Raw genomic sequence first — 14,064 nt, forward strand, 5'->3', positions numbered from 1 at the left:
GGTGGGACAAAACCCAGTCTCCTAAACGAAGAGTAGCCCGCCGAACAAAGTTTTTGTTCGGCGGGCTACTCTTTTATTTTAATCTAAATAAATTCTATTTTGAAAACAAAATAAGGACACACTCTGATAAAATTATAGTTACCACACAATAACCATCGGAGGTGTCCTTATGTTTAAACAGTATAACATGAATCAAGTGATTTTGCCCCTGGATTTAGAAATGAAACTCCAAGAAAATGATATCGCCTATGCCGTCCACGATCTAGTCGAACAGATTCCAAACGAAGCCTTCGCTGCTTTCTTACGGAAGACGGGCTGTCCGGCTTACCATCCCCGAATGATGATGAAAATCATTGTATGCGCCTACACGCAATCGGTTTTCTCCGGAAGGAAAATCGAAGCGCTTCTCCAAGATAGTGTCCGCATGATGTGGTTAGCTCAAGGTTATGAACCGAGCTATCGAACCATTAATCGATTCCGTGTCCACCCCGACGTGCAAGCCCTCCTCCGTGAGTGCTTTGTCCAGTTCCGTTGCCAACTTGTTCAGGAAGAGTTGATTGATGACGAAGCGATTTTCATCGATGGAACCAAGATTGAAGCCAATGCCAATAAGTTTACATTTGTCTGGCGTAAGGCTGTGGAAAATTACAACGCCAATCTGATCGAAAAGTCCAACCGCATGTATGATGAATTGGTTGAAAAGGAAATCATCCCAGAAATCGTACGGGAAAATCCGGAAGAATTATCGGTCAAAGAGCTTACAGATATAGCTGAAAGGTTGGAAGAAAAGGTCGAAGAATGGAGCCAGAAAATCGAAGAGAGCGAAGAAGTGAGCGAACGGAAACAACTTCGTTCCGAGCGCAAAGAGCCAAAGCAATCCCATAAACAGTTTCAGGATTTTGCGGCGCGCAAGCAGAAATACGAAAGCGACACGGAAATCTTTGGAGAACGAAACAGTTATTCCAAGACCGACCATGACGCCACGTTTATGCGAATGAAAGATGATTATATGAAGAACGGGCAACTGAAAGCCGGTTATAATATACAGGTGGCGACCGAAGGCCAATATGCGCTCGCTTATGATGTTTTTCCGAACCCAACGGATACGCGCACGTTCCTTCCTTTCCTGGATCACATCGAACAACACTTCTTTGAACTACCCGATCATCTTGTCGCCGATAGTGGGTATGGAAGCGAAGAAAATTATGAAGAAGTCCAGGAGAATCGCAAGCGCACGCCATTGATCACGTACAATACGTACCGCAAAGAGAAGAAGAAAAGTTTTAAAAAGAAGGCATTTCATTCAGCCAATTGGGAGTACAGCGAAGAAGATGATGCATTCATTTGTCCGAACGGAAAACAACTGACGTTCCGGTATTTTTCCCACAAGACTGATCGTTATGGCTTTGTCCGGAAGTTTAAGGTGTACGAGTGTGAAGACTGTTCCGGTTGCCCTCTCCGTAGTCAATGTACCAAGGCTAAAGAAGGCAACAATCGCAAGATCTATTACAATGAAAAATGGGAAGAACAAAAACATATGGTCAGAGAACTGCTTTCAGAAGAGAAAATGGGCGAACTTTATGGTAAACGTAAAGTCGATGTAGAACCATTTTTTGGATTTCTGAAGGCTAATTTGCGTTTCACTCGAATGTCCGTAAGGGGTCAGGAGAGTGTGAAGAATGAATTAGGATTTGCCTTCATGGCGGTGAACTTGAGAAAGTACACCGCTCAAAGGCAGCAGAGTAAGGCCAATAACTTTCCTCATTCAATAAAAAAAGGTTCCGATCATCAAAAACCGATGATCGGAACCTTTTTTATTATTTCAGGCTAGTTATGTCCCAGCCCCTTCATAAGTCTCAAAGGGAAGGAATGCCAGGTTTGACAGCTTCTTCAGCCCTTTTTATGAAATTCTCTATTTCATATAAATGTTTGGTATGACGGTCAAACTGTTCCTTATTTCTTTCATCCAGAGCCCAGTTTATTTTATACAGATTATAATTTCTTGCCAGTAAAAGGTCATCCATAGTAGCTACATATCCCTGTTTATAATAACTTTCGAGCCTACTTGCTGACATATAAAAGTCATGATCGTCAAATGATAGCGACAAATACCAACCAATTGGATCCACGTAATGCGGTGGAGCTGTCACTTCAATCATGTCGTGCTTCTTAAATGAATCCGTTTGACGGAGTTCTTGATAGGCGGATTCATTGGTATAGTCAAAGGCATGTTTGACGATAAAATACAAGTCCATACAGGATCCCCTCCTACGTTCTATTTTAATTGAAAATGATTATCATTGTCAAAAGGGTGAATTTTATTAACTTTGAATGGGAAAAACTGTGCTAAAATAACGAGAATCATTGATGTAAGTTAAGGGGGGAGCAATATGAATAAGCCTAGGGTTCTAATCATTGAAGATGAAGAGAAAATCGCACGCGTATTGGAGCTCGAACTGAGTTATGAAGGGTATGAAGCGGTCAAAGCTTTTGATGGAGTTGAAGGCTTGAAAAAAATATCAGGAAAATCGTGGGGTTTACTTTTGCTTGATGTAATGCTCCCTAGTTTAGGAAAACGATTGATCCCTTGATGCTGCTATTTGTTTACATAGTTGTTTAAACATATTGTAATCATAATTCCTAACGGTTTGATATAATGATAAAAAGACAAAAATTAAAGAGGGTTACTAATGAGGGGATGGATATGAAACCGATCAAGGAATTGATCCTTGCTATCAAGTTTGACAAAGATCAAGTCATTGAAATACCTAGTGAGCTCCAATTAATTGGGCAGGGTAGAAGTGCGGCTGTGTTTAGGGTGGTTGGTTCAATGAAGGCAGTAAAGGTTTTCTATTCCGAACAGCGGGATTTGGCTGAAAAGGAAGGGAAGATTTATGAGCAGCTTTCAAATTATGTATATTATCCCCAGTTGATTGAAGTGGGCGAAGGATACTTAGTTATAGAGTATTTAGAGGGAATGACCCTTTACGACTGTTTAGTTAGCGGTATTCCAATCACTCCTAGCATGGTAGATATGGTCGATGAGGCGTTGAATTATGCCCGTGCGAAAGGATTGAACCCTTCTGATATTCATCTTAGAAATATTATCCTGACAAATGATCATAAAATAAAATTGATTGATGTGGTAAGGTTTACTCAGGAAAAAGAATGCCCTCATTGGCCAGATCTAAAGAGGGCCTATTATGCTTATTACCAAAGACGCTTTTTTCCTAAGAGGTTTCCACCATTTTTTATTGAGATGGTCATAAGATTATATAGAAGACGGCTTTTGCCGATTTAAGCCATGATGAATGCTTCATCATGGCTTTTTTTGGTTCTATAAAGTAAAAACCTTCCACCTCAGGTCATCCAAATTTTGGATGACCTGAGGTGGAAGGAAATGGTTGGGTTAGTAACGTAGCTTCATGAGGATGTTTTTGATTTCTTCGTCTTGCATGAGGATGGATTCATATTTTTTTGTGATCTCTGTCAGAGCTATATCGTGATAGAAGAATTCAGTGAAAAACTTGACGAGCGGATTTGACATGGTTTTTAAGCCATGCCATGTTTGATTCTCTACACCAGCGAAAAGCATTTCTCTTTCATCAATGATGATGAGTTTATGCCTTTCTAATGCCTCGTGTCTTTCATCAGGCAGGAGCACATGGATATCGCTTAGCAGTGATTGGACTTCTCCAACAGACAATACTTCTACCTTAATCCCTCGCTTATTATGTGATTCTAGTTCGGAAAGCATTGGCTGGATATCGTCACTCCAACCTGATAGGTAAATGGAATGCTCTGCTTGCTCTATAAGCTCTTTAACTAATGAAGTGATGGCCGGTTGACCTTGCAATGTCCACACTCGGTCATCGTTAGGGGTTAAAGTATATTCACGATGTTTAAGCTCTTTCACGTTTTCCTCAAACTCGAGGGTTAATTTTTTTATAGTTGTTTCTAAGGATAGGGCACTATAAAGCTTTTTACGTTCATGAAAGGAAGTGAGCAGCAAGCCTTTTTCCACTAACCTGTTAAGAACTTCATAGACCTTCGATTTTGGAACATGAGAATATTTTACGATTGAACTAGCATCAAGCGGCTGATCACTTGCGGTTAAGACTTCAAATACTTGACTTTCATATTGAGTAAATCCAAATTTTTCTAGCATAGTTACACCCTCATTTAAAAACATTTAGTGCTTAAAGAATACACATATTTATTCATTTCGTAAAATCAATAATTTCCTCTTGTTTTTACGTGGATATTTGGTTACCATTATGGTGGTAACCAAATAGAAAGGGACGTTTTATATGGATAAAAAAGTGTACATGTTAGCGATTGTATCCTTCGTTGTTGGAACAGTTGAATTAATTATAGGGGGGACGTTAGATTTAATTGCAACTGATTTAGGCGTGACGCTAGGTCAAGCCGGCCTGCTGATTACCGTTTTTTCACTTGTATTTGCGATCGCTTCACCGATCTTGCTAACGGCAACCGCTAAATATGAGCGGAAGAGTTTAACTCTCGTATTTCTATTGATCTTTTTTCTAGGAAATATGCTTGCATTCTGGAGTCCGAACTATGCGGTGATCATGCTTGCTCGAGTCATTTCCGCTGCTAGTGGGTCATTGCTCGTTGTACTTGGTGTTACGATTGCGTCGACGATTGTGAAAAAAGAGTATCGGGCGCGTGCAATCGGTACGATTTTTATGGGAATTAGTGGATCGCTTGTGCTCGGTGTACCGATTGGTTTAACAATTGGCAATGCATTCGGCTGGCGTGCCCCGTTTCTGTTTATTGCGATCCTAACCTTGCTTTCAATGGCAGGTGTGGCAATTTTCTTAGGGAAAATTGAACCTAAACCCGTGATTCCCCTTAGGGAGCAGATGCGTACATTAAAGGATAATAAAATTTTCACGGCTCAGTTAACGTCGTTTTTATTTTTGACGGGTCACTTAACGCTTTATGCTTATTTAACACCATTTCTTAAGTCAACGATGGACTTGAATGCGGCTTGGGTGAGCATTGTGTACTTGATCTTTGGAGTTGCAGCAGTACTTGGAGGCGGTATCGGCGGTATTATATCTGACAAGTGGGGGGCAGAGCGCAGTATTATTGGCATCATTACTGTCTTTGCCGTCGCGATTTTTATGATTCCATTTGTTACATTCTCACTCCCGTTATTCTTAGTGGTTATGGTTGTGTGGAGTATGTTGAGCTGGGCGATTACTCCTGCACAGCAAAGCTACTTGATTCACTCAGCTCCGGAAACTTCTGAGATTCAACAGAGTTTGAATAATTCTGCTTTGCATTTCGGAATTGCACTAGGATCAACTGTAGGAGCCTTTGTTATTGAACAGGCTTCTGTCACTCATAATGCCTCTGTTGGCGGGCTATTTGTTATACTTGCCCTAGGAACAGCCTATTTCTCCATTACAAGAAACAACAAGGTACATGTATCACAAAAATCAGTACACACTTCCTGATTATTTAACATTTTATCCCACCTCAGGTCATCCACAATTTGGATGACCTGAGGTGGGTTCATGAGTGTTTTTACACAATATGGCTATTATTAGTGATAGAATGGTATCGTAATTCATTAATATGGGAGGATGATGGATATGTTTAAGAAAATGGCTACAGATGCTTTAGGCTTAAGTGACATCGGCAGTGTTATCAAACCTGAGGATTACGATAAAGTAGACGCTGACGATTATGTCATGCATGAAGATGATGAAAAAATTTACTTCCTAATTAAATCGAAAGCAGATGAATATTGCTTTACAAATAAGGCGCTTATTCATGTCGATGGCACGAGTGCGGCGAGTAAGCAGCGCACACTCCGCAGGTATTCTTACAGTACCAATCAATTCTCAAATGTTGAACTTGAAACAGCGGGTACCATTGATTTAGATGTTGAAATTAAATTTCAGTTAGGCAATACTCAATTTGATATTGATGTGCATAAGAAATTTATCGAAGATCTTAAAGACCTCTATAAATCATTACTTAAAATAGACGAGATTAATCATGAGAATGACATCGTAACTGGTTATGCTAAGCAAAGCTTACAGACAGCTTCCTCAACTTTGCAAAATAGCCGCAGTCAAGAAACTCGTGTGTCAGAAGAATTTAAGGATATTAATGAAGCTGCATTTAACTGGCTGTTAGAAACAAAAGAGAAGTATCATGTGAAAGATTTCGGTCATGTATTTGAGTTGTTCATCCATAACTAGTTTAAACCAGCACCCTCTGTCTTTAGAGGATGCTGGTTTTTTAGCTTATTAATTTTAAACCGACAGCTGCAGTTATGATAATTCCGATACAAACGAGCCGTTTCCATTCGGCTGGTTCATCGAAATAGATCATCCCTAGAATCGCACCGCCAGCGGCACCAGTACCTGTCCAAACAGCATAGGCTGTTCCCATAGGTAGTTCCTTCATCGCTATTGAAAGGCAAACGAAGCTGAGCGCAAACCCGAGTAACATAGCTATGAGGGCTGTAACGGAACGAGACTTATGGTACTGGTTGATCATCGTCACACCAAACATCTCAAACAATCCAGCGGCTATTAAGATAATCCAGCTCATGCTGTTTCACCTTCCTTCTTGTCATGGGAATCAGTTAATACCTTCAATCCAATAATTCCGCTTAACAAAAATAAGATGAGTAGGATTTTTGACCACTGAAATGGCACTCCAAATAGGAGGATTTCGGCCAGGACAGTCCCTGCAGTTCCTAAACCGGTAAATACAGCATAGGCTGTTCCAACTGGGAGCTTCTTACCAGATGCAATAAGTAAGTGAAAGCTGATATAAATAGCTATTAATGTTCCGGACCAATCCAGCCAACTGTCGGCATGTTTCAGTCCAATTACCCAGCCGACTTCGAAGAGTGCGGCTACGATTAATTTCCCCCATTCCTTATTCATGGCGTATGCCTCCCTTTTAAATAAAAAAGGAGATATCTGCTAATGAGATATCTCCCGGGCTTTTTTCCCTCCGTGTCACAGCGTGATTAACTGTGTGTCTTCTCTCGGACCAGTCCGCTCATATGAACGCGGAACCCTAGAAAACAGCTTATAAAGTTATGTTTAGTATAGAATAGAAACTTTGTTCAGGCAAATAATAGGGGAACAATGAAGAAGAAGGAGGTAAAATGATGGGTAGAGATGAGCATAACAGCGGTAAAGGGAAGAAGAAACACAAACTTCCGCAGACTCCAGATCAGCAAAAACATCCTGGCAGGGATATAGAATTCTCTGAGGAAATTGCAGACCATGAGGATTTTGAAGCATTAGAAAGAAGTCGTGAAGCAGATCAACGGGTCCACAACAAAAACCAAAATAAATAAAAAGTAAAAATTGCCAAAATTGCCCACCTCAGGTCATCCAAATTCTGGATGACCTGAGGTGGGAATATTTGTGTTTTGAAGTAATATCTATTTTTTGTACAGTATAAAATGTTTGAACTTAATTTATTTTATGGTAAAATACAAAATTGTGTTGAAATCTGTCAGCTTTATATAGTTACATATAAAAAATGGAGGAGGAATGAATATGAGAAAATTACGCAAATGGTTACCTGTTGTTTGCTTGAGTATCCTTCTTGTGCTTACTGCTTGTGGGGAGTCCGAATCTGGTTCTACTAGTAGTGATGGTGAGGAAGATACTTCAGGAGATAAAGGCACAATTAGTATCGGTATGAACAACTGGGCAGAAAACGTCGCTGTCTCAAATATGTGGAAAATTATTCTAGAAGAAAAGGGCTACAATGTAGAGCTTAAACAAGTACAAAAAGGCTTTCTTTACGAAGCACTCTCAAGTGGTGATTTAGATATTGGGATGGAAATATGGTTACCAAACACAGATAAGGCCTTCTATGATAAATATAAAGAAGATATTGACTGGCGTGATACGTGGTATGAAGGTACGAAACTAGGAATTGCCGTGCCATCCTACATGGAAGATGTTAATACAATTGAAGATCTTAAAAAGCAGCCTGAGAAGTTTCCTGATCAAAGAATCGTAGGAATTGATGCAGGGTCAAGCATTATGTCTTTTACAGAAAAGGTGCTAAAAGAGTATAACCTGGATAACTATACACTTGCATCATCCTCTGGGCCGACAATGATGGCTGAACTGAAAAACTCCATGCAAGAAGAAGAACCGATTGCGGTTACACTTTGGAAACCTCACTATGCATTTGCCCAACTGGATCTTAAATTCTTAGAAGATCCAAAAAATGTTTATGGTGATTCTGAAGACATTTCTTATGCAGCACGATTAGGGTTAGAAGAGGATCAGCCTGAAGTGGTTAAATGGTTCGATAACTTCATGATGAATGACCAACAACTAGGAAGTCTAATGGCTGCATTGAATGACGCGGAGAGTCCTGAAGAGGGAGCACAGAACTGGATCGATAATCATCAAGATGTTATAGCTGAGTGGACTAAATAAGAATGTAAAAACAACCTGCTAACACTAAAGCAGGTTGTTTTTTTGAATTTTATAATCTTATCAGGAGGGCTCTCCAGCGAAGATACTTTAGTTTTGGCTTATCATAGGAAAGTTTTTTATAGTGAATGTTACAATAGAAAGATAAAAAGGAAAATTAAAAGGGGAGATCTAGTGCTACATTCTATAGATCAAGCAAAAAAATCGATTGGACAAGTTATTATCGGAAAAGATGAGGTCATAGAATTGCTTTTTACCGCAATACTCTCAGATGGACATGTTTTATTAGAAAGCGTCCCTGGTTCTGGCAAGACAAAACTTGCCAAGAGTTTTGCGAAAATCATGAATGGTCAATTCAGCCGGGTACAATTTACTCCTGACGTTCTACCAAGTGATGTGACAGGGATTCAGTTTTTTAATCCGAAAACACAGGAGTTCGAACTACGGGAGGGGCCCGTTATGACGAACGTGCTTTTAGCGGATGAGATCAATCGGGCAACTCCGAAGACTCAATCAAGCCTGCTTGAAGTGATGGAAGAGAAGCAAACAACGGTTGATGGAGAGACGTTACATATTGCCCCACCTTTTTTCGTTATTGCGACACAGAATCCTGTAGAGGGAAATCACGGAACATTCCCTCTGCCTGAGGCACAACTTGACCGTTTTATTTTTAAAATAAATATGGGCTATCCGTCAATGAATGAAGAGAAAAATATTCTCAATACCTATCGTTTAGAGGAGCCGATTCAAGAACTGCGGGCATCGCTTAAAATGGAGGAGGTGCTTCGATTACGTGAAGAAGTAAAGAAAATTACAGTTGCCCAAGACACTGTTAATTACTTGCTTGACTTAGTCAGACTAACGAGAAATCACCCAGATATTGATTTAGGTGTCAGTACAAGAGGAGCACTTGTATTTATGAGAGCAGTGCAAGCAAGGGCATTATTGAAAGATCGATCGTATGTCACTCCTGACGATGTAAAAGTGCTTGTTCCTTATGTATTTGAACATCGAATCGTGCTTTCTATGGAGGGGGCCATCAGAAAAACGACGGAACAGGTGGTCGCTGAAATTATTGAACAAGTTCCTGTTCCGGTGGAGGCAGGGGAAAACTCTTGAGGCAATGGCACAAAGAAATAGATAGTGATTCACGTAAACAATATGATTTTTTGATTGCCTCTTTTATTTTAACATTTGTAGTAGCGGTGTATACGGACAGAACCATCCTGCTGATTCCCTCCGGATTAATGTTGACGTTATTTATCGCTAGTAAAGCCTATGACAGGTGGAGCGGTGGGAAGCTTCATTTGGTCAATCGAAGACAGTCGATTCGCATGTTTCCTAATGATCAAGGGAACATCTACTTTAAATTGCAAAATTATTCAAAGGCACCTGTAATTAATGGGAAACTTCAGTTCGTAACAGGGTCTACTGTGGTATCAGAAGCTTATCCTTATCGAGATACACCCGCCGGATACAAGTATTCTTTGCCCCTTTCATTAATGAGAAAAGGTGAGACTACCGTGCAACTCCCTGTAGTTGCGAAACAAAGAGGCGTGGCTAGGATTAGTGATATTACATTCTTTTTTCCTCATTTAATAAAATTTAACCCGAACATGATGAAATACTTGCCTGATTTTGAGACAGAACTAATCGTTTACCCTGAGCTTAAATCAGTAAAGGGAATAGAAGCCATTTTTGAAATAGCACAAGGCAGTCATGCTGCACTTCTTTCTCCATATGAAGATGTGTTAACACCCCTAGGTACGAGGGAGTATGTCTCGAGTGATCCTTTCCATCGAATTCATTGGAAGGCATCTGCCAAAACACAGCAATTAAGGACGAAGGTTCTCGAGAAACAGGTAGATATCAGCTGGTCTATCGTTGTTAATATTTCAGAAGAAACGAAGCTTGGAAATGTGCATATTTCAAAACAGTTGGAAAATCTGCTCTCATATGCAGCTTTTTTAAGCCAATATGCAGTTAGAAAGGGCTACCAGGCAGATATGTATATTAATGGACGTAAACAGCAAAATCCACCTTACTATTATCAGGAAGAAGGTATAGGGAATCAACATTTACGTGAATCTTTAGAAACGTTGGCAAGAATTAGGAAGGATCAATTTATCTTGCCGTTAGATGAGTTAGTACATAGGATGGAAGCTCAATTATATAAAAGGAAAACAATCATTATTATTGGTGAAATTCCCAATGGGGCCCGAAAACAGCTGGAAATTTGGCAGGCTAGAGGGATACGTTTGTTTCAAGTTATGGAAGAACAAGGTCAAGCTGTTGCTGTTCCTTTAGAAAAAAGGAGGGCGGTTCATGCTTGAGAGTCAGAGATCGATTACCCAATTCTACCAATATGTAAGTGAAGGTGTCTTGTTATATTTTTTGTTGTTTCCTTTTATTCATATCAGCGAGCTTGTGGTCAACTTTTGGTTTTATATTCTGTCGCTTCTTCTATCTTTTGTTTGTTTTAAGGTGGCCAGATTAAGGAATCTGACATTTGCTCCTTTCGTGCTTGCAGTACCTGTAGTAGTAGCTGCAGCTATCTTTTTATTTAGTTTTCCTGTATCCATAGCAATCCTTGCGACATCGGTTCTTGTCTGGCGTTTTTTAGTACATGAACATGAACCAAATAAAGAAAATGAAGCGATTATTTTGCTATCAAGTATTGTATTTGTGTTTGTAGAATTGATGGTTACTTATGAACGAGTACTTGTATATGCTTTGATGTTCCAGTTTATCGTCATTTTATTTGGTCATCTAATCGCTCATTTCTATCAAGTTCCACAAAACGAACGAAAAAAAGGGAAACAGAGCCTTTACAGTGGCTTTTTACTATTTATCTCCGGAGCTACCGTAGTGATCTTAGCTTTAAGTCCGGTAAGGTGGATCGTCGAATCCGTTTGGCTTTTAATTACAGGTCTTTTTTTGCAAGGAGTAAAGGGTTTTCTTTTTACCTTAGAATCAGTAGGAATAGATGTTTCGAACATTCAACCGATCGATAAAAAGCCAAGGATTGACATGAATAACCAGTTTGAAGAAGAAGGGACGAAAGAAAATCTTGAAAAGCTAATACCTGATGAAAACCAGGTTAGCGAGGTGGGACAGGTTATTCAATGGGGATCGATTATAGCAATTGTGATCATTGTAACAATCGTTATTTTTGTTATGAGCCGGAAAAGAAAACAACAAGTGGAAGAGAAAAGTAACACTCCTTCTGTTTACTATTCTTCCATTTCAGATGAAGAACTCCAGGAAAACAAGGAAAAACGTTCACTGTTTTGGAGAAGTAAAGAGACAGGGGCCGTTCGTAAGCAATTCTATCAGTTTGAGAAATTCGCCAATAAACAAGGTTTTGGAAGAAAAAAGAGTGAATCAATAGAAGAATGGTTCAGCCGTGTACAGTTCAATGTAGTGAAAACTGATTTATATCAAAAAGTACGATATGGTGAGGCACAGTTGAATGAAAGCGAGAAGGAACGGTTCTTTGAAGAAATTAAACAATTGCGAACAGAAATACACAATAGAATAGAAAGAAGATAGTCAACCACAGGTGTATGTTTAATCGATTTCCTTACCGGAAATAGTCATTATAGATAACCGATTCTATAACTAAAAGGAGTCGATGAACCATATGGATTTGAAAACTGAAATTAAAAAGTTAGAACAAGTACACTTGGAGAAACCTCAACGAGTATTCACTATGTATTTGAATACAGACCCTTCTGATCCCGAACAGCAAGGTGGTGAATGGCGAATTCATCTTAAAAATGGACTAAATAACTTTGAATCATATCTTCAACAGGAGAATGACTCTGAGGAAAAACGAAATTTTGCGGTTGTTAAGGAGAAAGTGCAAAATTATATTGATGAAAATGAACAGCATTTTGCTAAAAGTGTCGTGCTTTTTGCTACAGCAGATGAATCCGTTTGGTTTGCTGAGCGATTGCAAATGCCGGTAACGAGTGAGTTTTATTGGGAAGAGTCCCCTGTGCTTGACCAACTAAAAGAGATGCAGGAGGCCTTTCCAAAAACAGGTGTCGTTTTAACACAAAAAAATAAAATTAAATTAATTGATGCAGAGCTTGGTCGGTTGAATGATACTCAGATGCTTGAGCTTGATTTAGATACTGAAGACTGGAAGCAGCACCAAGGACCGCACCACGCGGATGCATCCATGGGAAAGGGTGGTGCGAAAAGCTCCAAGCAAGATGAATTCCAGGAACGCTTTGAAGCAAATCGTTATCGCTGGTATAAAAATGTCGCACCAAAGCTTGATAAGCTAGCTAAAGATTATGGTTGGAAGCAAATTTATTTAGTCGGTAATAAAGATGAGACCAAGGACCTCAAGGAGCATATGAATAAGGACATTTATGAGATGATTAACAAAAATCTGTTAGATCATGAGGAAATGCATGTCCTTAAAGAAGTAGTGAGTTAGATGCTTAGGTGATACGGACTTGAGAAGTCTGTATCACCCTTTTAGTGTCGTTCAAAAAAGAGAAACTAGGTAAATTCCTAAGATAGTGAGTAAAGTTGAACCTACCCCGTAAAAAAATGCGAAGAAGTACGCTCTCTTTTTAATTAAATCAAATACTTCATAGCTAAATGTAGAGAAAGTTGTGAAACCCCCGCAAAACCCTACAGTTACTAATAACCGTACCCAATCAGAAAGAGGAAGCGAATCTTGGAAGCGGATCATAAGGCCAAGCAGCATCCCGCCGGTAACATTTACAATAGCTGTTCCCCATGGAAGGGGCGCGTTTCTATTGAATCTGCTTATTTCATAACGAAGAACAGCTCCAATCATCCCTCCTATAAATACACTGACTGATGAGATCATTTGCCACCCCCCACCTTAAAACCCATCCATGTCATGGCAAGTCCGCCAACTAATGAAAGCATGATATAAACAACTCCTGTAAATAAATGCTCTTCAAACAGCCTGACACTTTCTACGGAGTAAGTGGAAAAGGTAGTTAAAGATCCAACAAATCCTGTTGTGACTGCTTTCTGAATTGTCTTAGACAATGCTGAAACAAGGAATTTTTGATATAAAAAACTTAGCAGAAAACATCCCGCCAAATTTGCAAACAATGTACCATAAGGGAGAAGTCCCCCTAGATTGAAAGCTTCTGACAGCCAATATCGTATCGCAGATCCTGCCCCGCCGCCTAAAGCAATCCCTAAGTAAACAGAACTTCTCAAAGTGCATCATCTCCCCTCAAGCTTTTATTATTGTATCACGTTAGGAAAAAGCTTAATAATGCGAAAATGTGTGCTGGAAAAGAGAAAAGAAGTTAGAAGTTGGCTCTATTGTGGAACACCATACATATAAGATGGTCAAGCTTATTTCGCAAAAGTGAGAAAGGGTGAAAGATATGCAATTAACATTAGAAGTTAATGGAATGACTTGCGATCACTGTGAGAAAGCGGTAAAAGATGTGTTAAATGCACTTGAAGGGGTTTATGGTGTCGATGTTGATGTAAGTAGTGGAAAAGTGGATGTGACTTATGATGAATCCTATGTAAGCAAAGATTTAATGAAAGAAGCAATTAAAGCTCAAGGTTATCAGCCTGTAGGTTAATAGAACAG

17 protein-coding genes, 1 pseudogene and 1 riboswitch are annotated in these 14,064 nt (G+C 39.5%); of the genes and pseudogenes, 12 read left to right on the top strand and 6 right to left on the bottom strand.

Annotation, left to right across the window (positions count from 1 at the left end; translation table 11 throughout):
- The first annotated feature begins 169 nt into the window (after positions 1-169).
- Entirely contained in the window at positions 170-1,831 is a 1,662-nt protein-coding gene (locus MUO15_RS19780) for an IS1182 family transposase (RefSeq protein WP_245029576.1), read from the top strand.
- Between the two features lie 25 nt (positions 1,832-1,856).
- Here MUO15_RS19780 and MUO15_RS19785 read toward each other — a convergent pair whose 3' ends face one another.
- Entirely contained in the window at positions 1,857-2,255 is a 399-nt protein-coding gene (locus tag MUO15_RS19785) for a hypothetical protein (protein ID WP_245032065.1), read from the bottom strand.
- 135 nt (positions 2,256-2,390) lie between these two features.
- On the opposite strand from MUO15_RS19785, the pseudogene MUO15_RS19790 reads away from it, so the two are divergent.
- Both MUO15_RS19790 and MUO15_RS19795 read left to right on the top strand, forming a co-directional pair.
- Positions 2,391-2,570 (top strand): annotated as a pseudogene (locus MUO15_RS19790) (response regulator); the annotation flags it as partial.
- 134 nt (positions 2,571-2,704) lie between these two features.
- Positions 2,705-3,301, top strand: a complete 597-nt coding sequence (locus MUO15_RS19795; protein ID WP_245032067.1) for a serine/threonine protein kinase — start codon at positions 2,705-2,707, stop codon at positions 3,299-3,301.
- A 108-nt stretch (positions 3,302-3,409) separates the two neighbouring features.
- Here MUO15_RS19795 and MUO15_RS19800 read toward each other — a convergent pair whose 3' ends face one another.
- The gene (locus MUO15_RS19800) at positions 3,410-4,168 is read right to left on the bottom strand and encodes a TrmB family transcriptional regulator (protein WP_245032069.1); all 759 of its coding nucleotides are present in this window, start codon (positions 4,166-4,168) and stop codon (positions 3,410-3,412) included.
- Positions 4,169-4,310: 142 nt separating this feature from the next.
- On the opposite strand from MUO15_RS19800, the gene MUO15_RS19805 reads away from it, so the two are divergent.
- Complete coding sequence (locus tag MUO15_RS19805; protein ID WP_245032071.1) at positions 4,311-5,486, top strand: MFS transporter; 1,176 nt, start codon at positions 4,311-4,313, stop codon at positions 5,484-5,486.
- Positions 5,487-5,624: 138 nt separating this feature from the next.
- Positions 5,625-6,239: a PH domain-containing protein gene (locus MUO15_RS19810; protein WP_245032073.1), complete on the top strand. Its 615-nt coding sequence runs from the start codon at positions 5,625-5,627 to the stop codon at positions 6,237-6,239.
- 40 nt (positions 6,240-6,279) lie between these two features.
- Here MUO15_RS19810 and MUO15_RS19815 read toward each other — a convergent pair whose 3' ends face one another.
- Complete coding sequence (locus MUO15_RS19815) at positions 6,280-6,594, bottom strand: DMT family transporter (protein WP_245032075.1); 315 nt, start codon at positions 6,592-6,594, stop codon at positions 6,280-6,282.
- Entirely contained in the window at positions 6,591-6,935 is a 345-nt protein-coding gene (locus MUO15_RS19820) for a DMT family transporter (RefSeq protein WP_245032077.1), read from the bottom strand. Before MUO15_RS19820 ends, MUO15_RS19815 begins: the two co-directional genes overlap by 4 nt.
- A gap of 49 nt (positions 6,936-6,984) precedes the next feature.
- A riboswitch (guanidine-I (ykkC/yxkD leader) is annotated at positions 6,985-7,086 on the bottom strand.
- A 79-nt stretch (positions 7,087-7,165) separates the two neighbouring features.
- On the opposite strand from MUO15_RS19820, the gene MUO15_RS19825 reads away from it, so the two are divergent.
- From MUO15_RS19825 to MUO15_RS19850, 6 genes are all read left to right on the top strand, one after another.
- Positions 7,166-7,357: a YfhD family protein gene (locus MUO15_RS19825; protein WP_245032079.1), complete on the top strand. Its 192-nt coding sequence runs from the start codon at positions 7,166-7,168 to the stop codon at positions 7,355-7,357.
- A gap of 205 nt (positions 7,358-7,562) precedes the next feature.
- Positions 7,563-8,462 carry a glycine betaine ABC transporter substrate-binding protein gene (locus MUO15_RS19830; protein WP_245032081.1) on the top strand — a complete coding sequence of 300 codons (900 nt, stop codon included), beginning with the start codon at positions 7,563-7,565 and terminating at the stop codon, positions 8,460-8,462.
- A 171-nt stretch (positions 8,463-8,633) separates the two neighbouring features.
- Positions 8,634-9,578, top strand: a complete 945-nt coding sequence (locus MUO15_RS19835) for an AAA family ATPase (RefSeq protein ID WP_245032083.1) — start codon at positions 8,634-8,636, stop codon at positions 9,576-9,578.
- Complete coding sequence (locus tag MUO15_RS19840) at positions 9,575-10,792, top strand: DUF58 domain-containing protein (protein WP_245032085.1); 1,218 nt, start codon at positions 9,575-9,577, stop codon at positions 10,790-10,792. Before MUO15_RS19835 ends, MUO15_RS19840 begins: the two co-directional genes overlap by 4 nt.
- Complete coding sequence (locus MUO15_RS19845) at positions 10,785-12,011, top strand: hypothetical protein (RefSeq protein WP_245032087.1); 1,227 nt, start codon at positions 10,785-10,787, stop codon at positions 12,009-12,011. The genes MUO15_RS19840 and MUO15_RS19845 overlap by 8 nt, the downstream gene beginning before the upstream one ends.
- A 91-nt stretch (positions 12,012-12,102) precedes the next feature.
- Positions 12,103-12,909: a VLRF1 family aeRF1-type release factor gene (locus MUO15_RS19850; RefSeq protein ID WP_245032089.1), complete on the top strand. Its 807-nt coding sequence runs from the start codon at positions 12,103-12,105 to the stop codon at positions 12,907-12,909.
- Positions 12,910-12,960: 51 nt separating this feature from the next.
- Here MUO15_RS19850 and crcB (MUO15_RS19855) read toward each other — a convergent pair whose 3' ends face one another.
- Entirely contained in the window at positions 12,961-13,311 is a 351-nt protein-coding gene (gene crcB, locus MUO15_RS19855; protein WP_245032091.1) for a fluoride efflux transporter CrcB, read from the bottom strand.
- Positions 13,308-13,676 (bottom strand): fluoride efflux transporter CrcB, encoded by a 369-nt coding sequence (crcB, locus tag MUO15_RS19860; RefSeq protein WP_245032093.1) that lies wholly within the window; start codon positions 13,674-13,676, stop codon positions 13,308-13,310. The genes crcB (MUO15_RS19855) and crcB (MUO15_RS19860) overlap by 4 nt, the downstream gene beginning before the upstream one ends.
- A gap of 173 nt (positions 13,677-13,849) precedes the next feature.
- On the opposite strand from crcB (MUO15_RS19860), the gene MUO15_RS19865 reads away from it, so the two are divergent.
- The gene (locus tag MUO15_RS19865; protein WP_245032095.1) at positions 13,850-14,056 is read left to right on the top strand and encodes a copper ion binding protein; all 207 of its coding nucleotides are present in this window, start codon (positions 13,850-13,852) and stop codon (positions 14,054-14,056) included.
- The last annotated feature ends 8 nt before the right edge of the window (positions 14,057-14,064 follow it).

The organism is Halobacillus amylolyticus (genome assembly GCF_022921115.1).
Taxonomy (GTDB): domain Bacteria; phylum Bacillota; class Bacilli; order Bacillales; family Halobacillaceae; genus Halobacillus_A; species Halobacillus_A amylolyticus.